Here is a 23,008-nt window from a genome sequence, read left to right on the forward strand (position 1 = left end):
TTTGTTTAATAAGGGTGTAGATGATGTTGGTAACGGAGGTTATCAACATGAAAGAAACTATTATTAAAGAAATTGAACAGAAATTGTTACGTTATCTAGACAATGCACAGATGGAAATGTTACATAGAACATTAAAGTCTTGTCTGGATAACGTAACTTTTATTATGGAAGAAGATAGTATTCAGGATATCTTTGAATACTCTAATATGGAACTCATAGATAAGTTTATTGCATCAAAAGAGATAGAAGGATGTTCAAAAAGAACAACTCAATATTATAAGTCTACTTTAGTAATGTTGGAGAATAGAACAGATATACATTTTACACATATGACTACAGATCATTTAAGAACATATCTTACTGATTATCAGAAGATAAACAATTGTTCTAAGGTAAGTATAGATAATATAAGAAGAAATTTAAGTAGTTTCTTCTCTTGGCTAGAAGAAGAAAACTATATTCTTAAGAGCCCTATGAAGAGAATTCATAAGATAAAAACAGATAAGGTGATTAAAGAAACTTTATCTGATGAATCTTTAGAGTGTTTAAGAGATAGTTGTGATAATTTAAGAGACTTGGCTATTATTGATTTGTTGGCTTCTACAGGTATGAGAGTAGGGGAACTAGTAAATATCAATATAGAAGATATAGATTTTGAGAATAGAGAATGTGTTGTGTTTGGTAAGGGGAATAAAGAAAGACCTGTTTACTTTGATGCAAGAACAAAAATACACTTAAAGAATTATCTAAAGAGCCGAACAGATGATAATCCAGCATTATTCGTCTCTTTAGATAAACCTTTTAATAGGTTACAGATTAGTGGTGTAGAGATAAGATTAAGGAATTTAGGTAGACGTTTAGGTATACATAGAGTACATCCACATAAGTTTAGAAGAACAGTAGCTACTAGAGCTATAGATAAAGGGATGCCTATTGAACAGGTACAGAGTTTATTAGGGCATTCACAAATAGATACAACTATGCATTATGCAATGGTTAATCAGAATAATGTTAAAGAGTCACATAGAAAGTTTGTGGCTTGATAGAGTAAAAAATTGAGGTGGGAAAGTGCTCTATAAATCCTGATTTTATGATTAAATGCAAATCTGCATTTGTGGAGTGAATGAGTAGATGTAAATTAGAAGAATTCATTTCTTATGAACAGCCGGCAAAATATATCGTAGACAGTGATCAATACGATGATTCTTATGAGACTCCAGTATTAACAGCTGGTAAGTCATTTATACTTGGATATACTGATGAAAAGAATAATATATTTGATAATTTGCCAGTAATTATATTTGATGATTTTACTACTTCGGTGCAATTTGTTGATTTTCCATTCAAAGTAAAATCTTCTGCTATGAAGTTATTGAAGAATACAGAACAAGCAGATATTAAGTATTGTTACTATTTGTTGAAGTTCTTACAGCATACGCCTGAAAATCATAAGCGACAATGGTTGTCTGCGACTTCACAGAACATAGTTGAACTGCCAACAATTGAAAAGCAAAAAAATATAGTTATGAAATTGGATAAGATTTTAGAGGTTATTGATAATCAGAATAACCAATTGGAACTACTAGACGAAGCAATCAAAGCCCGATTTGTGGAGATGTTTGGGGATCCTAATATTGAGTTTAAATATAGTTCTGTAAAGTTTAATGATTTGGTTGCAAGAATGACAAAAGGTCCTTTCGGAAGTGACATGAAAAAAGATTTGTTTGTTCCAAAAGGAGAAGATACATATAAAGTGTATATTCAAATAAATGCTATTCAAAAAAATCAATCACTTGGAGAGTATTATATATCAAAAGAATACTTTGATAGAAAAGTGTCAAGATTTGAATTATTTCCAAATGATTATATTATTACTTGTGATGGAACTTTAGGTAAGTATTTAAAACTTGATGAGAATATGGAAAAGGGTGTAATTTCTCCTTCTTTATTAAGACTGACATTGCAAAATGATAAAATCAATGATAAATATTTTGAAAATATTTGGGATTTTTATATGCTAGGACTTATGAAGAAAGAAGCTCGTAATGCCTGTTTAGTACATTTGCCATCCGCTAAAAAAATAGGAGAAATATCAATTCCTGTTCCCCCTCTAGAACTCCAAAATCAGTTCGCATCATTCGTACAAGAAATCGATAAATCAAGGTTACGTGAACTATTAGCAATAAAACATATTAAGTTACTATTGAACGATTTTGGGCTTTTATATTAGTTGTGATTATATGTCAATATATCAATAAAATCTCAATTCATAAGCATAATGTGCTAAAATTATTTTATGAATATTATTTGTGGGGGTATTTACAATGAATAAATTTGAAATGAAGAATGTTATTGAAAATACAGGAAATGAAGTTAAAAAGGCTGTTTCAAAAGGCAAAGATATTGTTTTTGATTCTAATGATAAAGTATTTGATGCTTTAGATATTAATAAAGATGGAAGAGTGGATACTGAAGATATAATTATTCTTGGGCTAAGAATACCGGGTGTGCATATTGATCGAGAAGAATTTTTGAGAAAGCAATTTATGAAAAACTATGCAAATGATGTTGTTCAAGACGCAGTAAAGTTCAATCCAGCACATGCAGGTATAACAGTTGAAGAAATTGATAATATAGCAGATCAAGTAATCCAATATGAAAGAAATTGTGTAAGTGGTATTTCCTTAGCATTGGGTGCTCCTGGTGGAGCTGCTATGTTTGCTACATTGCCAACAGATATTGCTCAATATTATGGGTATATGCTAAGAGCTATACAGAAATTGTTATATCTGTATGGTTTTCCTGAAATAAATGTTGAAAATGGTGTGAATATTGATGACGAGACTATGAATCTTATTACTTTATGTTTAGGTGTAATGTATGGAGTAGAGGGCTCAGTTGCAAGCATTAAGATACTTTCTAATGCATTAGGAAAAGGAGTAGAGAAAAAACTATTACAAAAAGCACTAACAAAAGGTACTTTCTATCCTATTGTAAAGAAAATCTCAAGATGGTTTGGTGTGTATATGACTAAACAGGTTTTTGCTGGTTTCTTTAGAAAAGCAATTCCTGTAGTTGGTGGTGTTGTTGGTGGAGGAATAACTTATTTATCATTTAAACCTTGCTGTGATAATTTGAAAAAGTCATTACAGGACACAGCGTTATGTAATCCAAGTTCAAGAAAATCATTTGATGAATTTGATGTAATAGATGCTTAATCAGAGATATTTAATAGTAGTTGGTTATTCATTATGAAAAATGAATAAGTAATTTTATAGAATGAACGCGAGAAAGGTGGTTGCAATGAGTTTATTTGATTTTTTTAAGAAAAAGGAAGTAAGTAAAGCGAAATCAGATGGTTCTGATTTATTAAATAAAAATCAAGATAATACGTTTCCTATTGAAAAGGGAATAAGTGGTAAAATGCCTACTTGTGATTCCTTATATCCACATGAAGTTCTTGTTCTAAGCTATGCAAGTTATTATTGTACATCTGGTAACAAGTTTCCAAAATTCTGGTCTTATGAATATGGAATTAAGGATGTTCAATCAATTCTTTCAAAACTTGAAAAGGATGGTTTTATAGAAATAGATTTTTCAGCAAACAGACTTACAAAGAAAAAGATATCTGAGTTAAAACCCGTTCTTCAGTCTCATGGATTAAAAGCGTCAGGGAAAAAGTCAGAAATGATTGAACGTATTCTAGAAAATATTTCAGAAGAAGAGCTAGATATCTTATTTCCTGAAAAACCATATAAATATACATCAAAAGGGGAAGCGTTGTTGAAAAAATATGAATGGATTCCTTATATACATAATCATAGAATTAATGGTTTGGATATATGGAATTTTACAGAAAAAATGCAAACACCTCCTTATAGAAACTATCGTGATAAGATTTGGCAGTATTTTAATGAAGAATGTATCAAAAATATTGAGACTAGAGATTTTGGATGTTATAGATGTGTTAAATTAGAAATGGCAGATTTTCTTGTTGAAGAACATAATGAAAAAGGCGCCTTTAAATTGCTTTGTGAGGTAATTTCATATGATTTAAGTGGATTATGCAATGGTTTTAATATGGAATATTTATCTATATATAGTGAAAACTTTTTTCCCTACGAAAAATCAATTGTAACAATGGCACCAGCAATCACAAAAAGAATAAAAAATATGAGTGATGACTTTGGATGGAGTGAAAAAGAATTGATTTCAAATTTGTTAAAAGAAATCTCAGCTATTAAACTTCCATTTACTATTTTTATTCCAGAAGAGAAGGTTGAAATAGTTATTGCTGAAATAAATGATGACAAATTAACACTTGAATCTATTTATAATACCGGTGCTAAAAGATTCAAAAGACAATATAGGATTTAGATATCATCATTGAAATTTATCTTAGACAGGACCAATCCTGCCTTTTATATAATAAAAAAGCAGCCTTAGCTGCTAATCACCACTACCTAATATATCTCTTAGTTCTTCAAAAGTATCCTCTATAGGTGCTACTCTACCATCTCTAACATCCTCTTCAGATTTTTCAAGTAATTCCAATAATTCATCATGTTGCTTTGAATCCATAAAATCACCTCCATAGAATATAGCTAAAGTATACCATTCTTTAAGTTAAATAGATAATGTAACTACAATTATTCCCAATAAAGTTCTTTTTTAGGATATAATAGAAACATAAAGGAGATGGTACTATTGAACTTTACATTTTTAAAGAAAAAAACAGAATTTCAAGACTTTGCTGAAATATGTATAGAAGCAGAAAAAGGACTTATGGTATCACCTTCATCCTGTGCAATGCTTACAAGACGTGCATTAGAACAAGCAGTTCATTACATGTATAAGAACGATATAGACTTACAGATGCCATATAGAGATAATCTAAGTGCTTTAGTCAATGAATACACATTTAAACAAATTGTTCCTAATGATGTTTATGAAGGTGTTAAATATATAGTTAAATTGGGTAACTATGCAACGCATACAAATGCTAAGGTGAATAGAGAAGAAGCAGTACTTGCTTTGAATAATCTCTATAGACTTATTAGCTGGATTAATTATTCATATGGAATAAATTACCAGGAACAGTTACCTAAATTTGATCCTGCTAAGTTACCTGATCAAACACATATGTTTGTGAATAAGGATCTTAAAGAACAGATCAGAGAGATTCTTACTAAACAAAAAGAAAAAGAAGCAAAACAAAAAGAAGAACTTGCTAGAGTTATTGCTGAAAATGTGGAATTAAGAAAACAAGGTGCTGCTAAGAGAAAAGAAGAGAAAGCTGTTGAGTATATTGATGTTAATAATGCTCTTGAATGGCAGACAAGAAAACTTGTTATTGATCTGCAACTTAAAGAAGCAGGATGGGACTTTGATACAAATGTACAAGTAGAATTTCCTGTACATCATATGCCAACAGAGTCTCAAGATGGTTATGTAGATTATATATTACGTGGTAGAACTGGGAAGATTATAGCTGTTATAGAAGCTAAAAAAACAAGTGCAAATCCTCGTATTGGACGTAATCAGGCTAAGCTTTATGCAGATTGCATTGAAAAGGAATATGGTCTAAGACCTGTCATATTCTATACAAATGGTTATGAAACATATATCTGGGATGATATGATGTATCCAGATAGAAGGATTTCTTCTATCTTCTCACAGGATGAGATACAGTTACTTATTGATAGAAGAGATACTCGTAGAAGTATTTCTAAACCTGTTATACAAGATGCCATCACAAACCGTTATTACCAGAAAGAAGCCATTGTAAGAACATGTGAAGACTTTGAAAAAGGAAGTCGTAAAGCATTACTTGTTATGGCAACAGGGAGTGGTAAAACACGTGTTGCGATAAGTTTAGTAGATGTATTGACTAAAGCGGATTGGGCAAAGAATATTTTATTCCTTGCTGATCGTACTGCATTAGTAAGACAGGCAAAGAAAAGTTTTGTAAACCTTCTGCCTTCTTTGACTACATGTAACCTTTGTGAAAATAAAGATGATCCAGAAGTATCAAGGATGATCTTTAGTACATATCCTACAATGATGAATGCGATTGATGAAACAAGAAGAAAAGATGGAAATCGTTTATTCACACCAGGACACTTTGATTTGATTATCCTAGATGAAAGTCATCGTAGTATATATAACAGGTATAAAGATATATTTGATTACTTTGATGCTTTACTTATAGGTTTGACTGCAACACCTAAAGACAGTATAAGTATGAATACATATTCTATATTTGACTTAGAAACAGGTGTTCCTACATATGCTTATGAATATGAAAAAGCTGTAAAAGATAAATATTTAGTCAGTTACCATTCTTATGAAACAAAACTAAAGTTCTTAGAAGAAGGTATTTGCTATGACGATTTATCGGAAGAGGAGAAGGAAGAATTTGATACACTTTTCCCTGATACTGATACGATTGAGTCATCACAGCTAAATAAGTTTATCTTTAATTTAAATACAATTGATACTGTGATTAGAGAACTTATGGAACATGGTATTAAGATTGAAGGAGGAGATAAGATAGGTAAAACTATTATATTTGCTGCTAATCAAGATCATGCACATAAGATCAAGGAAAGATTTGATGTACTCTATCCTGAATATAAAGGAAAACTAGCTGAAGTTATTACATTTAATACAAAATATGCTCAGGAAGCTATAGAACGTTTTGGTAAAACAGACAGTTACCCTCAAGTAGCTATTAGTGTAGATATGTTAGATACAGGAATAGATGTACCGGATATTGTGAATCTTGTATTCTTCAAAAAGGTGAGAAGTAAATCAAAATTCTGGCAGATGATTGGACGAGGGACAAGACTAAGAAAAGACTTGTTTGGTCCAGGAGATGACAAGAAAGAATTCTTAATATTTGATTACCTAGGAAATATGGAATATTTCAGAGTAAACAAGAATGCTGAAAAATCAGGTATTATAGAATCACTCTCTCAGCGTATTTATAAGTTGCGAGTAGATATACTTTATGCGCTTGAACAGAATGCAACAGACCAGGATTATGTTGATGAAATCAACAAACAGATCAAAGAAATGTCAGACTATATTCAATCACTCAATGAAGATAGTTTTAATGTAAAACTGCGTTTGAAGTATGTACATCAATATAAAAATCCGGATAATTGGAGAAATCTCAATGAAATGGATACACATTATATTAAAGATGAATTGTCTTCGCTTGTTGTCATTCATGATGAAGATACACAAGCTAAATTCTTTGATAGACAGATGTATATGATTGAAATGGCTTATCTCAATCATTATGATGCTACTTCAGTTATCAACAATGTTGTTGCGATTGCAAATGAACTTTATAAAAAACAAGCAACTCCTGATATTGCAAGAAATGCTGAATATTTAAAATGTGCCAAAGATCCTGATTACTGGAAGACAGCTAATTATTTTGATCTAGAAGTACTACGTGAGAAGATTAGAGGGTTGGTTAAGTATTTAGACCCTGGTCCAATAGTAGATCCAGTAGATACACATTTTGAAGATGAAATCATTGAAACAAAGATGAATGATGCTTTCTATAATGATGAAGGCTTAGAGAACTATAAAGAGAAAGTACAGCATTATTTAAAAGCACATGAAGATGATGAAGCTATCTATAAGCTCAGACATAATCAAGTCATTACACCGGATGAAATGAAACATCTAGAAAACTTATTATGGATAGACTTAGGAAGTAAAGACGATTATCGATTACATTTTGGTGATACACCTATCACAAGATTAATTAGAAAGATAGTAGGATTAGACAGACAAGCAGCTATGGCTGAGTTCTCACGCTTCTTAGATGATCAGAGCTTGAATTCTAGGCAGATTCACTTTGTAGAATTATTAGTAGATTATATTGTGAAGAATGGTTTCATTGAAGACAAGAAGGTCTTGTTACAGGATCCTTTCAAGTCAATTGGTAGTATGAGTGCCTTATTTAAGGATAAGATGAATATTGCAAGAGAGATATTAAAGACTGTAGATACGTTCAGCGAAAGATGTTAAGAGAAAACATTCACGATTTTGAGAGTATTCTATCACTATAAAAAATAATTATAATTTAAAATTCTGATAAAAACTAAGCACAAAATAACACAATCGGATATCCCTAAACTGCAAACGTTTACAGTAAATGCTATGTACAAATTGTGTAAATTTTCACAAAAGTATGCTTGTTTTTTCACAAGAACTCATGTATAGTGAACTTACAAAATATGAAGAAGAAATATTTTGGTCAATGGAGGATATAAAAATGGCTGATAAGAAAGTCGAAAAGAAAGTTGAAGAATGGACAGAAGAAAAGACTGATGCTTGCATTGATGAGTTAGTTAATAACGCATTAACAGCATTAGACGAATTCGAAGGTTTTGACCAGGAAACTGTTGACTACATCGTAGCAAAGATGTCAGTTGCTGGTCTTGATAAACACGGTGTTCTTGCAGAAGCTGCTGTAAAAGAAACTGGCCGTGGTGTATTTGAAGACAAAGCTGTTAAGAACTTATTCGCTTGTGAATATGTTACTAACAACATGCGTCATACAAAGACTGTAGGTATTATTAATGAAGATCCACTTACTGGTATCACTGAAATCGCTGAACCAGTTGGTGTTGTTTGTGGTATCGTTCCAGTAACAAACCCAACTTCTACAGTTATCTTTAAGTCTTTAATCGCTATGAAGACTAGAAACCCAATCATCTTCTCATTCCACCCAGGTGCTCATGACTGTTCAGTTATGGCTGCTAAGGTAATGTTAGATGCTGCTGTAAAAGCTGGTGCTCCTAAGAACGTAATCCAGTGGTTACCAATGAAAACTATGTATGCAACTAGTGCATTAATGAATCATCCAGGTGTTGCTACTATCTTAGCTACTGGTGGTAACGCAATGGTTAAGGCTGCTTACTCTTGTGGTAAACCTGCTTTAGGTGTAGGTGCTGGTAACGTTCCTGCATACGTAGAAAAGTCTTGTAAAATCAAAATGGCAGCAAACGATATTTATTTATCAAAATCATTCGATAACGGTATGATTTGTGCATCTGAACAGGTTGTTGTTGTAGATCACGAAATCTATGATGAATTCAAGAAAGAACTTGGTCGTTATCATGTACATTTCTGTAATGCTGAAGAAAAGAAGAAACTTGAACAGTTCATGTTCGGTGCAACAGCATACAGTGAAAACGTAAATGAAGCTAGATTAAACAGCATCGTTCCAGGTAAGAACGCTACTTGGATCGCTGAACAGGCTGGTTTCAAAGTAGCTGATGATGTTCAGATCTTAGTTTGCGAAGTTAAGGAAATCGGTCCTAACGAACCAATGACTAGAGAAAAGCTTTCTCCAGTATTAGGTATGATCAAAGCAAACTCTACTGAAGATGGTATTGAAAAGGCTGCTCAGACTGTTGAATTCAACGGTTTAGGACATTCAGCTGCAATCCATACTACTAATCATGAAATTTCTAAAGCATTTGGTAAGAGAATCAAAGCTATCCGTATTATTGAAAACGCTCCATCTACATTCGGTGGTATCGGTTCAGTATACAATGCATTCTTACCTTCATTAACACTTGGTTGTGGTTCTTATGGTCATAACTCAGTATCAAACAACGTAAGTGCTATTAACTTACTAAATATTAAGAGAATAGGGAGACGTAACAACAATATGCAATGGGTTAAACTTCCTCCAAAGATTTATTTCGAAAGAAATTCAATCAGATATCTTAGAGATATGAAGGAAATGAAGAAAGCAATGATCGTTACAGACAGAGGTATGTATGACCTTGGTTATGTAGGAAAGATCGAAGATGTTATCAGAAGAAGACGTAACAAAGTAGACGTTGACTTATTCATCGACGTTGAACCAGATCCATCTTTAGATATGACTCTTAAGGGTCTTGAAATCATGAAGAGCTTCCAGCCTGATACAATCATCGCTATCGGTGGTGGATCTTCAATGGATGCTGCTAAAGTTATGTGGTTAATGTATGAACATCCAGAAGTTAACTTCGATGACATCAAGCAGAAATTCATGGATATCAGAAAGAGAGCATTCAAGTTCCCAGAACTTGGTAAGAAAGCTAAGTTAGTATGTATCCCAACTACTTCAGGTACAGGTTCAGAAGTAACTCCATTCGCAGTTATCACTGATACTAAGGAAAACAAGAAATATCCATTAACTGACTACGCTTTAACTCCAACAATCGCAATTGTTGACCCTGAATTCGCTATGTCTATGCCACCAAGAATCGCTGCAGATACTGGTATCGACGTATTAACTCATGCTATTGAAGCATATGTTTCAATCTTAGCTTCTGACTTCACTGATGGTTGGGCTAAACAGGCTGTTAAGTTAGTATTCGAAAACCTTGAAAAGTCAGTACTTGAAGGTGATCCTGATGCTAGAATCAAGATGCATAATGCTGCATCAATCGCAGGTATGGCATTCGCTAACGCATTCTTAGGAATGAACCACTCATTAGCTCATAAGATCGGTGGAGAATGGCATATTCCTCATGGACGTACTAACGGTATGTTATTACCACATGTAATCAGATACAATGGTACAGTTCCAACTAAGTTAAACATCTGGCCAAAGATCGAAGACTATAAGGCAGATAAGAAATATAGAGAATTAGCAGAATTAATCGGCTTACATCCAAAGACTGATGCAGAAGGTGTTGAAATGTTCGCACAGGCTGTTGAAAAGTTATGGGTAAAAGTTGGTGGTGCTGTAAACGTTAAGTCACAGAACATCAGCAAAGCTGATTGGGAAGAATCAGTACATAGAATCGCTATGAACGCATACGAAGACCAGTGTACTCCTGCTAACCCAAGAATGCCTATGGTTAAAGATATGGAAACTATCCTAGAAACAATCTACGATTACGAATCTCCATTCGCTAAGAAATAATTCTTAAAACCATTTAGAGGAAAGCCTTACGGCTCTCCTCTTTTTTGTGTTAAATTATGTTAAATTGAATCGTTTATTGACTCATATAAGTGAACTCATTAAAATGTGCTTTTGGAGGACACTGTCATGAAACATAAACGTTTTTTATTCTTACTTACTGCAGCTGTCGCTTTCATTATTCAATTAATCGATATCATTTCTTATACAATCAAGTTTTCTATTACACAGACATTTGTACTTGTTATTATACAGATGATTGGTTTAGTAGGTTATGCCTATGATGCAAGAAATGTAGTCAAAAATAAAAGAAGAATGTTTACTATACTTCATAGTATCGCATTCATCATCTACCTTATAAATCTTACTTATCAACTGTTCCTTAACCCAGCATTAAGACATGTCAAAGCATTAAGTAGTGTGAATATCAGTCCATTAAAGACAATACTTCTTTATTACACAGCTTATGAAAGACATACATTACCTATTAAGAATATTATTCTTAATATGATTGGGAATGTCATGTTGTTCATGCCTTTTGGTTATTTTGTATATGTCTTGTTTAAATCAATGCGTTCATTTCTACCTTATTTCCTCTTTTTCTTATTTATGATTATAGGAGTAGAAGTCATTCAGTATATTTGGAAAGTAGGATCAGCGGATATAGATGATATTATTCTGAATATGAGCGGCGTACTGATTCTATATATTGTATTGAAAATCCCATTCATTAAAAAATTATTTTAAAGTCAAAAAATCACAAGTATTACACATCTTTTCTGTTACAATAATTGTATAAGAAAGAGGTGAATCTTGTGCTTTTTATTTTTCTACTATTGTTGTTCTTATATTTGTTCCTAACAAGATACTACATCACTGAAGACGTGATTGTAAAAGAAGTCCTTGAAGATAAGATCATATTTGAATCAGAACTTGGTAAAGAAATTGTACTCAAAGTAACAAAACCTCATGAATATCTAGAAGGACAAAAGGGACAAGTCTCATTTCATGGAGAAAGAATTGTATCATTTCAAAAAGCAGCCTAGAAGGGCTGCTTTTAGTTTAGATGACGTTAAAATGTTTTAAGGCATTGTAGATGCCGTCATCTTCAATATCAGTTGTAATATACGTTACATAATCAAATAGAACAGGATTAGAATTACCCATAGCTACTGATTCCTTAGTATAAGTCAACATTGGTAGATCATTGGTAGAATCACCAATAGAAATACAATCATCAATAGAAGCACCAATGAGATCAATAAATGTTTGAATACCTGTTGCTTTAGAACATGCTTTAGGAACTACTTCAATGAAGTCTTCAGCACGTTGGATATATTCTAAATCATCTTTAAATGCATCCTTAAATGCTTCAATGTCATCTTCTGGTGTATACCATGCAGTGAACTTATCAAAGTTAGGTTCATCATCTTTATGATATACAGGAACATTTACTTTAATATCACTATAATGTTCTTTGATTTCCTGAACTGTCTTTGTCTTGATTGTTTCAGGGAAATAAATAGATTCAGGACCTTCTAATACGGCATCAATATCTAATTCAATAGCTTTATTCACAATTCCTTTCTTTAATTCTGAAGGAAGTTTAGCATGATAGATTTCTTTACCATGATAGTAGATATTAGTCCCACAACCACAGATATAACCATCTAATCCTAATTCTTTAATTACATCTTCTATAATACAAATAGTACGTCCTGTATTCACCATCAAGATATGTCCATTATCCTGAGCTAGTTTAATTGCTTTCTTTGTGCTTTCAGGAACAGTAAAGTCTGTTTCTGTAGATAAAGTACCATCAATATCAAAAAATATAACTCTTCTACTCATATATATTCTCCTTGTTTTATAAACTAAACCACAAATAATTACATCTGTCAACAATCTCTCAATTCTTGAAAATACCACATGGTAGCGCATTGATTTACTATCAAGCGACATTGAATAGAAACCTAATGTGTGATAAGATTAAATAAGATTCAGAAAGGATTGAGAATATGTATAAGATTGTAAAAAAAGAAGTACTTAATGACGTTGTACAGTTAATGGAAGTACATGCGCCAATGGTTGCAAGAAAATGTGAACCAGGTCAGTTTATTATTTTACGTGTAGGAGAAGATGGAGAAAGAATCCCTCTTACAATTGCTGATTATGATAGAGAAAAGGAAACAATCACAATAATTTATCAGATTGTAGGTTACTCTACTAAACAGCTTGCTAAGTTAGAAGAAGGAGACTATATCACTGACTTCGTAGGTCCTCTTGGGGTCCCTACTCATCTTGAAAAGAAGGATCATGTCATCGGTGTAGCTGGTGGTGTGGGTAGTGCACCATTATTCCCACAGTTAAGAAAATTAGCAGAACTTGGTACTAAGGTTGATGTAATCATCGGTGGACGTGAAGAACAGTATGTATTATGGGCAGATCGTTTTAAAGAATTCTGTGATAATGTATATATCGCAACAAATGATGGTTCTGTAGGTACAAAAGGTTTTGTTACTGATGTTTTAACTGATTTACTTGATAAGGGTGAAAAGTATGATGAAGTTATTGCAATTGGACCAGTTGTAATGATGAAGGCAGTTGTTGGAGTAACTAAGCCTAGAGATATTAAGACAATGGTTTCACTTAACCCAATCATGATTGATGGTACTGGTATGTGTGGATGCTGCCGTGTAACTGTTGATGGTAAGATCAAGTTTGCCTGCGTTGATGGACCAGACTTTGATGGTTTAAATGTTGACTTTGATGAATTAATGGCAAGACAGAGAATGTTCAAGGAAGAAGAACATCTTGTTGACAGCAATGCAGACCGTATGTGTAACTTAATGAAGGGGGTTAAATAATATGCCTAATATGTCAAATAAAAAGGTAGAAATGCCTTCTCAGGAACCTGAAATTCGTGCAACTAACTTTAAAGAAGTTGCTTTAGGATATACTAAAGAAATGGCTCAGGAAGAAGCAACTCGTTGCTTAAACTGTAAAAAGCCTCGCTGTGTAGAGGGATGTCCAGTAAATGTACCTATTCCTCAGTTTATTCAGGAAGTAGTGAATGGTGATTTTGAAAAAGCTTATGAAATCATCACTACAGAAAATGCTTTACCTGCTATCTGTGGTCGTGTATGTCCACAGGAAAACCAGTGTGAAGGTAAGTGTGTAAGAGGCTTTAAGGGTGAATCAGTTGCGATTGGTAGACTTGAAAGATTCGTTGCTGATTATCATAGAGATCATGGTAAACCAACTGAAACTAAGATTGAAAAGAACGGCAAGAAAGTGGCTATTGTAGGCTCAGGACCTTCAGGTATTTCTTGTGCCGGTGAACTTGCTAAACGTGGTTATGATGTAACAGTATTTGAAGCATTACATAAAACTGGTGGTGTATTATCTTATGGTATCCCAGAATTCCGTTTACCAAAAGATTTAGTACAGGCTGAAATTGATGGTGTTGCAGACTTAGGTGTTAAGTTTGAAACAAACGTTGTAGTAGGTCGTTCTATCACAATTGATGAATTACAGGAAAGTGGCTATGATGCTGTATTCGTAGGTGCTGGTGCTGGTTTACCTCGTTTCCAGGGTATTCCAGGTGAAAACCTTGATGGTGTTTATGCTGCAAACGAATTCTTAACTCGTGTTAACTTAATGAAGGGTTATGAATTCCCTAAACATCCTACTCCAGTTAAAGTGGCTGATACAGTATGTGTTGTAGGTGCTGGTAACGTAGCTATGGATGCTGCAAGAACTGCTAAGAGACTTGGTGCTAAGAACGTATATATCGTATATCGTCGTAGTGATGCTGAAATTCCTGCACGTGCTGAAGAAGTACATCATGCTAAGGAAGAAGGTATTATCTTCAAGTTATTAACTAATCCAGTTGCTGTTCATGGTGACAATGGTTCAGTTAAAGCTCTTGAATGTGTAGAAATGGAATTAGGAGAACCAGATGCATCTGGTAGAAGAAGACCAATTGCAAAAGAAGGCACTAACTTTACTATTGATTGTGGAACAGTTGTTATCGCAATCGGTCAGTCTCCAAACCCATTAATTAGACAGACTACTCCTGGTCTTGATTGCCAGAAGTGGGGTGGTATCATCGTTGAAGAAGAAACTAACCATACATCTAAAGAAGGCGTATGGGCTGGTGGTGACGTTGTAACTGGTGCTGCTACTGTAATTCTTGCTATGGGTGCTGGTAAAAAAGCAGCTAAGGCTATTGATGAAAAATTAAGTGGTGAATAAATGTATTGTACACGATGTGGTAAAGAGTTAGAGGAAGATGCAAAGTTCTGTCCTAATTGTGGAGAACCTGTAAGATTAGAAAATAGAACAGACTACACAAGCATGGAAGACTACGCTTCTAGTAATGGCTATACAAGTCCTTATTATGAAGAAGATCGTGCCTCTATTGGTTTATGTATTATTTCATTCCTATTCCCTTTTATGGGTGTTATCTTCTTCTTCATGAAAAGAAGAATGACTCCTAATAAGGCGAAAGCATGTTTAATTACAGGAATCGTTAGCTTTATATTGAATTTTATTGCAACTTATGCATTATTATTAAACACAGGAATCAGAATCTTTTGATTCCTGTGTTTTTCGTACTTGTAAAGTAACAGTTTGATTTAGTAAAATAGAGGAATGGAGGTGTTACTCATGCCAAAAGGTATTTCAATTATGTCTCAATTATTAAGTATTGTAAATTATGGTGATGGTAAAGAAGTGAATGTTGATATCGCTAAGACTATATTACAGAATTATAATAAGATTCCAGAACTCACTATTTTTGATTTAGCTGATTTGTGCTACGTCTCTTCTTCGTCTATTACAAGATTTGTGAGAACACTGGGATATGATAGCTATAAAGAATTCAAGAGTGATATAAATCATACTTTGACAATTGATGTAGATTACTCTAAGCGCATCAATATGGCAACTGCTGAAGACTTAAAGCCCATTTATCAAAGATATACTGAAAATGTCATTGAGAATATACAATTCACTTTTGATCATATAGATTATCGCCAATTAAATAGAGTATGTGAAATGATCTATCAGGCGAAGGAAATTGCTTTATTTGGTTTAGAATATGCAAATTATGTAGGTATTCATTTCCAAAATAAGATGGCAAGTTTAAATCGTTTGATTCAATTAGGTGTTTCTGATGAAAAACAATTAGAACTTGCAAAAAATATTGCACCACATTCACTAGTATTCATCATCTCATTAGAAGGAAGTTTCTTTTATCGTAATACAGAGATTATTGATATATTGACAGAAAAAGAATGTAAGATTGTGGCTATATCTATGATTACAGTTGGCAAACTTATTAGTGCATGTGATGAAGTCATCTTATGCAATAAGACAAATAGTAATACTGAAGGACGTATTACTCTTATGTATACAATTGAGTTGATTATTATTTACTACTATATTAACTATTCACATATATAAAAAATTTCATAAACTGAAATTATGCTGGAGAATATGACATCTTCAGCATTTTTTTGACGAAAAAAATGAGTTCACTTTGTATTAAGATATCAGTGGGAGGAAAAAGAATATGAAAAACAAAGAATTTCCTAAAGACTTCTTATGGGGTGCTTCTACAAGTGCCTTTCAAGTAGAAGGCGGTTTTAATGAAGAAAGAGGTATTGCGAATAGCGACATGCGTCATATACCAGATGGTTTGGCAGACTATAAAACTGCCTCAGATCATTATCACCATGTCAAAGAAGATGTACAATTAATGAAAGAACTTGGTATGAAGGTATACCGCTTTTCATTCTTCTGGTCAAGAATTATGCCAGATGGTGAAAATGTGAATCAGAATGGCTTGAACTTCTACCATGAGTTGATTGATGAGCTTCTTGCAAATGGTATTCAGCCATTTCCTACACTTTATCATTTTGAAATGCCTTATGCATTGATTGAAAAGTATGGAGGATGGAAGAGTAGAAAATGTGTAGATGCATACGTAAAATATGCCAGAATTTGTTTTGAAGAATTTGGATCAAAAGTTAAGCTGTGGGCAACTATTAATGAACAGATGTGTGCGGCAGCACCAGATGATATGAATATGAATCTTGAAAAAGATCCACATTTAAGACAGAAGAATCTTTATCAGATGTCATATCATATGACATTAGCAGAAAAGATTGCGACAAGTTATTTTAAAGAAATGGTACCTGATGGAAAAATTGGTCATGTAGTTGCTATGCAGGTGATTTATCCAGCAACATCCGCACCAGAAGATGTGCTTGCTGCAAAGAATGCAGAGGATGAAGTGCAGTGGAGTTTCCTGGATTTATCTATTAAGGGACACTACTCTCATCACTTTACAAAATATTTGAAGGATAGAGATGTTTATCCAGAAATGAATGAAGAAGATCTTCATTATCTTAAAGAAAATCATCCAGATTTCATTGGTGTAAACTATTATGCAAGCTGCACAGTCAGAACTAAATATCCAGAAGATGAATGTACAAGAATGCCACCATTTTATATCAGTGATCAGTTCTATGTTGTGAATAATGAAAAATTGAAACCAACAGAATGGATGCATTTTGGAATTGATCCAGATGGTCTATATATTGGAATTAGAAATCTCTATGACAGATATGAATTACCAATGATTATTACTGAAAATGGTATGGCTTATACAGATAAAATAGAAGAAGATGGTTCAATAAATGATATTTATCGTATTGATTATCTGACAAAACATATTAATCAGTGTTATAAGCTGATTGAAGAAGGTTATCCGCTTTTTGGATATTGTCCTTGGTCATTTTTAGATGTTGTTAGTTCACATGAAGGATTTAATAAGCGTTATGGTCTTGTCTATGTGGACCGTACAAATAGAGATGTAAAATCATGTGCACGTATTAAGAAGAACAGTTTTTACTGGTATAAGAATGTTATTAAGAATAATGGATTCAAAGGAGAATAAATATGAACAAGTTTATACAATTCATGGAACAAAAATTTATTCCAGTTGCAAATAAAATATCTAGAATTAAAGCATTGCAGGCAGTATCAGGAGGTTCTATGTCACTTTTAGGTGTTATTATGGTAGGAGCAATTTTTTCGGTTTTAACTTCTATCACATGGGCACCTTATCAGAATTTCTTAAAGGCAACACACTTATTGACTATTATTAATTTTGTACCTAATGTCACTACAGAGCTTATTGGCTTATTTATGGCATTCTCTATTGCATATAATGGGGCTAAGGTTTATGGCATTGAAAAGAATGCATTTAATACAGGAGTAATCTCTTTAGTGGCATTCATTCTATTAGCACCTATTACTGTAGAACAACAAGGTATGGTATCGACTAATATGTTTGATGCAGCTTATTTTGGACCAAAAGCGGTTATTTCAGCAATTGTTGTTTCATTGATTGTCATTCAGATTATGAAGTTCTTTATGAATAAGAATATTACAATCAAGATGCCAGAAGGTGTTCCACCAATGGTCAGCAATTCATTCACTTCATTAATCCCAGCAGTTGTCATTGTATTAGTGTTTGGACTTGTAAAATATGGTTTCTCTGTCACTCATTTTAAGACATTTAATGATTTTATCTATACAATCATTCAGACACCATTACAGTCTCTAGTAGGAAGTTTCCCTGCATTTATCTTATTATTAGTTATTGCCCAATTATTATGGTTCTTCGGTATTCATGGATCACAGACAGTTTTACCAATTCTTATTCCAGTTTGGTTAGGCTATATGTCAGAAAACACAGCTTCACTTGCAGCAGGACATGGGATTGTCCATACTATTAACTTTGGCTTATGGGATTTAGCTTGTATTGGTGGTTGTGGTGCGACAATTGGTTTAGTTATTATGATGTTCTTTACAGCTAAGAGTGAAAGATATAAAGCATTTGGTAAAATTACTTTCCCTTGTGGAATTTTCAGTGTCAATGAACCACTTATCTTTGGTTTACCACTTATGTTGAATGTCATGACAATCATTCCATTTATTGTATGCCCAATCGTTGTATCATCTGTAGGTTACTTACTCATGAAACTTCATATCATTGCGCCTTATGTTGGTATTCTTGGTACAGGATCTCTTCCACCATTTATACATGGTATGGTAAATGGAAGCGTGAGTGCAGGTATCTATGAACTTGTTGCAGTTGTTCTATCATGTATTATCTGGTATCCATTCTTTAAGATGTTAGATAAACAGGCATTAGAAGAAGAAAATAGAATCAAGGAAGAAAAAGCAAATGATTAATATACTAGAATATTCAGATATTACATTCCCAGAAGATTTTTTATGGGGTGCTACTACTGCAGGACAACAGATTGAAGGTAACAATAATTCATTTTATGATGATAAGGAGATTGCACCTAAGTTTGCATACGGTGGTGTACCTTATCAAATGGCAGGACGTGCATGTAATAGCTATGAAATGTACAAAGAAGATATCGCATTACTCAAGAAGATGCATTTAAACTCATATCGTATGTCTTTGGAATGGTCACGTATTGAACCAGTAGAAGGTCAGTTTGATGAAAAAGAGATTGAACATTATAGAGATGTCTTGAAAGAATTAAAGAAGAATAACATTAAAGTATGTTTAACACTTCATCATAATTCACATCCTGTCTGGTTTCACCAGTTAGGTGCATTTAAAACTATGGATAATCTTGACTATTTCTTAAGATATGTTGAGAAGGTTGTTCCGGAGTTTGATGAGTATGTTGAATGCTGGCTCATTATCAATGAGATGAACATTGTCTTCGAATATACAATTGAAGAAAGTATCAATTTGCTTCAGTATCATGCTAAGGCATATCATGTGATTAAGAAATATTCAAATAAGCCTGTCTCATCTCCTATGAATTATGCTGAAAAGAAACCAATGAGAGGCATCACAGATAAGCCAGATCAGATCATGGCAGATTATATAGATTATATGGAAAATGAATTCTTCCTACATGCAATAAGAACAGGGGAGATCGTTGTACCATTCCATGATGCTGTTTATATGCCTGAATTAAAGGATACATGTGATTTCTGGGCAGTGAATGTTTATACAAGACAGCTGATTAATAGTAGAAAAGCAATGTTTAGATTTGATCGCTATGAAGCAAGCAGTATTCACAGTTTAGATGTTCCATATTTTAGTGATGATATTTGCCCCGAGGTTGTATTCCATTGTCTCAATAGATTAAAGGATAAACCAGTTCTCATTACTGAAAATGGTATTGCTTGCAAAAATGATAAATATCGTGTCATTTACATTGCGACTGTATTACAAGCTGTCAAGCAGGCGATGGATAGTGGAGTCAAGGTATTAGGTTATCTTCATTGGTCATTATTAGATAACTGGGAATGGGGCACTTATACACCGACATTTGGATTAGCTTCAGTTAATCATGAAACTTATGAAAGAACACTTAAACCAAGTGGATATTTCTATGGTGAAATAGTAGAAAATAATGCCCTCACACTTGATATTATTAAAAAATACTATTCAAATAACATATAGGCACCTTTAAAAAGGTGTCTTTTTTCTGCATAATAAAAAATAATAAAAAATTTCTGTTTTATGATAATAATAATTTACTGATATTTTTTATTATGATAAAATACTCTGTTGTAAAGGAGGAAGTATAATGCATAAATTATTAGAACCATATGCAGCCCTTGTCCCATTCCTAGGTGTTGCGTTAGGGGATAATGTTGAAATAGCTTTACACGATCTCACATCTCCTCAACAGGAAGTTGTTGCTATCGCAAATGGTGAGATTTCTGGCAGAGAAGTTGGTGCTAAGCTTTCAAATTTATCTGTTCATTATTTAGAAACAAAACAGTATGAAAAAAGTGACTTTGTCATGAACTACAAAACAGCCGGACCTGATGGTAAACTGTTAAAATCTGCAACATATTGGATCAAGGAACCAGGCAATGTTTATCCTGTTGGTATGCTTTGTATTAACGTTAACGTCACAGATTTTGAATATATTGAAACTGCAATGAGAAGAATCCTAGGTATTAAGGATAATACAAATGTAGAATTCAAATATGATAGCCCAATCGAAATCTTATCTTCTCCACTTGATGAGATGGTAGAAAAGTATATTGCTGAATGTATGCAGAATATGGGAGTTCCATCTTACGTTCATGCAGAAAGATTAAAAGTAGAAGAAAAGATCAGAGTTGTTAAATACTTACAGGATAAAGGAACATTTAAAGTAAAAGGCGCAATTGCCCTAGTTGCAGATAAGTTAGATGTTTCTGAACCAACAATTTATCGTTATTTAAAGAAAGCATAGGAGGAAAAACATGGATTTAGTTTACGTAAGTGGTCATAAGAATCCGGATACAGATTCAATTTGTGCGGCCATCAGTTATTCATATTTATTAAATGCAACTCATAAGTACGGACAGGCAATACCAGTAAGACTTGGTGAAGTAAGCCGTGAAACTGAGTATGTATTAAAGAGATTTAATGCACATACACCACAGTTATTAAAGTCAGTTAAACAGAAAGTAGAAGATCTTGATTATGATCAGGTAACTTTATTCTCTAAAGAATTAACTTTAAGAACTGCTTGGTCATTAATGTGCCAGATGAACTTAAAGAGCGCTCCAGTATTAGATGATCATTCTCATCTTTTAGGTTTATTATCTTCTACAAACATTATTGAAGGTTACATGGAAGATTGGGATAAAGATATCTTAAAGAATGCACATACTCCAATTGAAAACGTAGTAGATACATTAGATGCTAAGATTGTTTATTTAAACCCAGAATTACGTACTATCAAAGGTAGTCTTCATATCACTGGTATGAACTCTCAGGAAGTTATTGATCATGTTAATGAACATGATGTTATCATTACTGGTGGTGACAGAACTGAAGGCATTCGTGAAATGTTGAAGAAGAAGGTTGATTTAATCATCCTTACTAACTCATTACACTTAGAAGAATCAGTTCTTGAAGAATGTAAGAATGCAGGTGTCAGTGTAGTAGCTACTGCTTTCACTACATTCAAGACTTCTCAGCAGATCATTCAGGCAGTACCTGTTGAATATGTTATGCAGAAGGGCGATTTAACATGCTTCTCTACAGATGATACTGTAGATTACTTAAAAGAAGTAATGAGTGAAACAAGATATCATTCATATCCTGTTATTGACTTAAATGATCAGGTAGTAGGTACTATCTCTCGTTTCCAGGTTATTACTGGTGATCATAAGAAAATGATTCTTGTTGACCATAACGAAAGAGGACAGGCTGTAGAAGGTATTGAAGAAGCAGAAATCCTAGAAGTAGTAGACCACCACAGAGTAGCTGATTTCCAGACTGTAGGTCCATTACAGTTCAGAGCAGAACCACTTGGCTGTACTTGTACAATTATTGCGAAAATGTATAAGGAACAGGGTGTTGAAATTCCTAAGAATGTAGCTGGTTTAATGTTAGGAGCTATTATTTCTGATACATTACTATTCAGATCTCCAACTTGCACAAAGACTGATAAAGAAATTGCGTTAGAATTAGCTAAAATTGCTGGTGTAGATGCTGAAGAATTCGGTCTTGCAATGTTTAAGGCTGGTACTTCATTAGTAGGTAAATCAATTGAAGAAATCTATAACCAGGATTACAAGTCATTCAATATTGGTGATGCAAAAGTTGGTATTGCTCAGGTTAATACTATGGATATCGATGGTTTTGCACCACTTAAGGCTGAAATGCTTGAATATATGGAATATCTATGTGTTGAAAATGGATTCGATACAGCAGTTCTATTATTAACTGATGTAATCAATGCGACAAGTGAAGTATTTGTTGCAGGCAGCCATCCTGAATATGTAGAAAATGCATTTAATGTACAGTTAGTTGAACATCAGGCAAACTTACCAGGTGTTATTTCTCGTAAGAAACAGGTTGTTCCAGCTATCACTCGTGCTATCAACGCTTAATAAATTTAGCTATTTGTTGAGAACTCAACGAATAGCTTTTTTGTATGCCGGGCATGGCATATATCTAGGTGGTGAAAGTCCACTGTGGGGGCG

General features: G+C 33.4%; 19 protein-coding genes. 17 read left to right on the forward strand and 2 right to left on the reverse strand.

All coding sequences use genetic code 11. The annotated features are described in order from the left end of the window. Nucleotides 1–47: 47 nt before the first annotated feature. The 4 genes from xerA to DW269_RS03070 all read left to right on the forward strand — a co-directional run bounded on the left by xerA (nt 48) and on the right by DW269_RS03070 (nt 4,377). Nucleotides 48–1,043: a site-specific tyrosine recombinase/integron integrase gene (gene xerA / locus DW269_RS03055; protein ID WP_117458501.1), complete on the forward strand. Its 996-nt coding sequence runs from the start codon at nt 48–50 to the stop codon at nt 1,041–1,043. A gap of 80 nt (nt 1,044–1,123) precedes the next feature. Continuing rightward, nucleotides 1,124–2,230, forward strand: coding sequence for a restriction endonuclease subunit S (locus DW269_RS03060; RefSeq protein ID WP_117458502.1), 1,107 nt, complete (start codon nt 1,124–1,126; stop codon nt 2,228–2,230). Nucleotides 2,231–2,324: 94 nt separating this feature from the next. Further along, a complete protein-coding gene (locus tag DW269_RS03065; protein WP_117458503.1) occupies nt 2,325–3,218 on the forward strand; it encodes an EcsC family protein in 894 nt (297 codons plus the stop codon). Between the two features lie 85 nt (nt 3,219–3,303). Continuing rightward, complete coding sequence (locus tag DW269_RS03070; protein WP_158546295.1) at nt 3,304–4,377, forward strand: SAP domain-containing protein; 1,074 nt, start codon at nt 3,304–3,306, stop codon at nt 4,375–4,377. A 72-nt stretch (nt 4,378–4,449) separates the two neighbouring features. Here the strand turns inward: DW269_RS03070 and DW269_RS13100 are convergent, their stop codons facing one another. Further along, nucleotides 4,450–4,581: a hypothetical protein gene (locus DW269_RS13100; RefSeq protein WP_255413822.1), complete on the reverse strand. Its 132-nt coding sequence runs from the start codon at nt 4,579–4,581 to the stop codon at nt 4,450–4,452. 117 nt (nt 4,582–4,698) lie between these two features. Between DW269_RS13100 and DW269_RS03080 the strand changes: the two genes are divergently transcribed. The 4 genes from DW269_RS03080 (at nt 4,699) to DW269_RS03095 (ending at nt 11,991) form a co-directional block, all read left to right on the forward strand. After that, nucleotides 4,699–8,049, forward strand: coding sequence for a DEAD/DEAH box helicase family protein (locus DW269_RS03080; RefSeq protein ID WP_117458505.1), 3,351 nt, complete (start codon nt 4,699–4,701; stop codon nt 8,047–8,049). A gap of 247 nt (nt 8,050–8,296) precedes the next feature. Further along, nucleotides 8,297–10,948: a bifunctional acetaldehyde-CoA/alcohol dehydrogenase gene (adhE, locus tag DW269_RS03085; protein WP_117458506.1), complete on the forward strand. Its 2,652-nt coding sequence runs from the start codon at nt 8,297–8,299 to the stop codon at nt 10,946–10,948. Nucleotides 10,949–11,074: 126 nt separating this feature from the next. Beyond that, a complete protein-coding gene (locus tag DW269_RS03090) occupies nt 11,075–11,692 on the forward strand; it encodes a VanZ family protein (RefSeq protein ID WP_117458507.1) in 618 nt (205 codons plus the stop codon). Nucleotides 11,693–11,760: 68 nt separating this feature from the next. Then, the gene (locus tag DW269_RS03095; protein WP_022425252.1) at nt 11,761–11,991 is read left to right on the forward strand and encodes a hypothetical protein; all 231 of its coding nucleotides are present in this window, start codon (nt 11,761–11,763) and stop codon (nt 11,989–11,991) included. 16 nt (nt 11,992–12,007) lie between these two features. Here the strand turns inward: DW269_RS03095 and DW269_RS03100 are convergent, their stop codons facing one another. Continuing rightward, nucleotides 12,008–12,796, reverse strand: coding sequence for an HAD family hydrolase (locus DW269_RS03100; protein WP_117458508.1), 789 nt, complete (start codon nt 12,794–12,796; stop codon nt 12,008–12,010). Nucleotides 12,797–12,963: 167 nt separating this feature from the next. Between DW269_RS03100 and DW269_RS03105 the strand changes: the two genes are divergently transcribed. The 9 genes from DW269_RS03105 to DW269_RS03145 all read left to right on the forward strand — a co-directional run bounded on the left by DW269_RS03105 (nt 12,964) and on the right by DW269_RS03145 (nt 22,915). Beyond that, a complete protein-coding gene (locus DW269_RS03105; protein WP_117458509.1) occupies nt 12,964–13,812 on the forward strand; it encodes a sulfide/dihydroorotate dehydrogenase-like FAD/NAD-binding protein in 849 nt (282 codons plus the stop codon). 1 nt (nt 13,813) lies between these two features. Further along, complete coding sequence (gltA, locus tag DW269_RS03110; protein ID WP_117458510.1) at nt 13,814–15,202, forward strand: NADPH-dependent glutamate synthase; 1,389 nt, start codon at nt 13,814–13,816, stop codon at nt 15,200–15,202. Next, nucleotides 15,203–15,547 carry a zinc-ribbon domain-containing protein gene (locus DW269_RS03115; protein WP_117458511.1) on the forward strand — a complete coding sequence of 115 codons (345 nt, stop codon included), beginning with the start codon at nt 15,203–15,205 and terminating at the stop codon, nt 15,545–15,547. Nucleotides 15,548–15,616: 69 nt separating this feature from the next. Further along, nucleotides 15,617–16,414: a MurR/RpiR family transcriptional regulator gene (locus tag DW269_RS03120; protein WP_158546296.1), complete on the forward strand. Its 798-nt coding sequence runs from the start codon at nt 15,617–15,619 to the stop codon at nt 16,412–16,414. Between the two features lie 109 nt (nt 16,415–16,523). Further along, on the forward strand, nt 16,524–17,912 hold the full coding sequence (locus tag DW269_RS03125) for a glycoside hydrolase family 1 protein (protein WP_117458513.1): 1,389 nt from the start codon (nt 16,524–16,526) through the stop codon (nt 17,910–17,912). Between the two features lie 2 nt (nt 17,913–17,914). Then, nucleotides 17,915–19,216: a PTS sugar transporter subunit IIC gene (locus DW269_RS03130; protein WP_117458514.1), complete on the forward strand. Its 1,302-nt coding sequence runs from the start codon at nt 17,915–17,917 to the stop codon at nt 19,214–19,216. After that, nucleotides 19,209–20,477 (forward strand): glycoside hydrolase family 1 protein, encoded by a 1,269-nt coding sequence (locus DW269_RS03135; RefSeq protein WP_117458515.1) that lies wholly within the window; start codon nt 19,209–19,211, stop codon nt 20,475–20,477. The genes DW269_RS03130 and DW269_RS03135 overlap by 8 nt, the downstream gene beginning before the upstream one ends. Nucleotides 20,478–20,604: 127 nt before the next feature. Beyond that, complete coding sequence (locus tag DW269_RS03140) at nt 20,605–21,264, forward strand: transcriptional regulator (RefSeq protein ID WP_117458516.1); 660 nt, start codon at nt 20,605–20,607, stop codon at nt 21,262–21,264. A gap of 10 nt (nt 21,265–21,274) precedes the next feature. Next, nucleotides 21,275–22,915, forward strand: coding sequence for a putative manganese-dependent inorganic diphosphatase (locus DW269_RS03145; protein WP_117458517.1), 1,641 nt, complete (start codon nt 21,275–21,277; stop codon nt 22,913–22,915). Nucleotides 22,916–23,008 lie beyond the last annotated feature (93 nt).

The sequence above is a fragment of the Catenibacterium sp. AM22-6LB genome (assembly GCF_003435615.1).
Taxonomy (GTDB): domain Bacteria; phylum Bacillota_I; class Bacilli_A; order Erysipelotrichales; family Coprobacillaceae; genus Catenibacterium; species Catenibacterium mitsuoka_A.

What these genes read in the sequence shown, in the direction of transcription:
- DW269_RS03070 (WP_158546295.1), top strand. Translation starts at nt 3,304, where the DNA reads ATGAGTTTATTTGATTTTTTTAAGAAAAAGGAAGTAAGTAAAGCGAAA.
- gltA (WP_117458510.1), top strand. Translation starts at nt 13,814, where the DNA reads ATGCCTAATATGTCAAATAAAAAGGTAGAAATGCCTTCTCAGGAACCT.
- xerA (WP_117458501.1), top strand. Translation starts at nt 48, where the DNA reads ATGAAAGAAACTATTATTAAAGAAATTGAACAGAAATTGTTACGTTAT.
- DW269_RS03140 (WP_117458516.1), top strand. Translation starts at nt 20,605, where the DNA reads ATGCATAAATTATTAGAACCATATGCAGCCCTTGTCCCATTCCTAGGT.
- DW269_RS03115 (WP_117458511.1), top strand. Translation starts at nt 15,203, where the DNA reads ATGTATTGTACACGATGTGGTAAAGAGTTAGAGGAAGATGCAAAGTTC.
- DW269_RS03100 (WP_117458508.1), bottom strand. Translation starts at nt 12,796, where the DNA reads ATGAGTAGAAGAGTTATATTTTTTGATATTGATGGTACTTTATCTACA.
- DW269_RS03105 (WP_117458509.1), top strand. Translation starts at nt 12,964, where the DNA reads ATGTATAAGATTGTAAAAAAAGAAGTACTTAATGACGTTGTACAGTTA.
- DW269_RS03060 (WP_117458502.1), top strand. Translation starts at nt 1,124, where the DNA reads ATGAGTAGATGTAAATTAGAAGAATTCATTTCTTATGAACAGCCGGCA.
- DW269_RS03125 (WP_117458513.1), top strand. Translation starts at nt 16,524, where the DNA reads ATGAAAAACAAAGAATTTCCTAAAGACTTCTTATGGGGTGCTTCTACA.
- DW269_RS03080 (WP_117458505.1), top strand. Translation starts at nt 4,699, where the DNA reads ATGGTACTATTGAACTTTACATTTTTAAAGAAAAAAACAGAATTTCAA.
- DW269_RS03145 (WP_117458517.1), top strand. Translation starts at nt 21,275, where the DNA reads ATGGATTTAGTTTACGTAAGTGGTCATAAGAATCCGGATACAGATTCA.
- adhE (WP_117458506.1), top strand. Translation starts at nt 8,297, where the DNA reads ATGGCTGATAAGAAAGTCGAAAAGAAAGTTGAAGAATGGACAGAAGAA.
- DW269_RS13100 (WP_255413822.1), bottom strand. Translation starts at nt 4,581, where the DNA reads ATGGATTCAAAGCAACATGATGAATTATTGGAATTACTTGAAAAATCT.
- DW269_RS03135 (WP_117458515.1), top strand. Translation starts at nt 19,209, where the DNA reads ATGATTAATATACTAGAATATTCAGATATTACATTCCCAGAAGATTTT.
- DW269_RS03090 (WP_117458507.1), top strand. Translation starts at nt 11,075, where the DNA reads ATGAAACATAAACGTTTTTTATTCTTACTTACTGCAGCTGTCGCTTTC.
- DW269_RS03120 (WP_158546296.1), top strand. Translation starts at nt 15,617, where the DNA reads ATGCCAAAAGGTATTTCAATTATGTCTCAATTATTAAGTATTGTAAAT.
- DW269_RS03130 (WP_117458514.1), top strand. Translation starts at nt 17,915, where the DNA reads ATGAACAAGTTTATACAATTCATGGAACAAAAATTTATTCCAGTTGCA.
- DW269_RS03065 (WP_117458503.1), top strand. Translation starts at nt 2,325, where the DNA reads ATGAATAAATTTGAAATGAAGAATGTTATTGAAAATACAGGAAATGAA.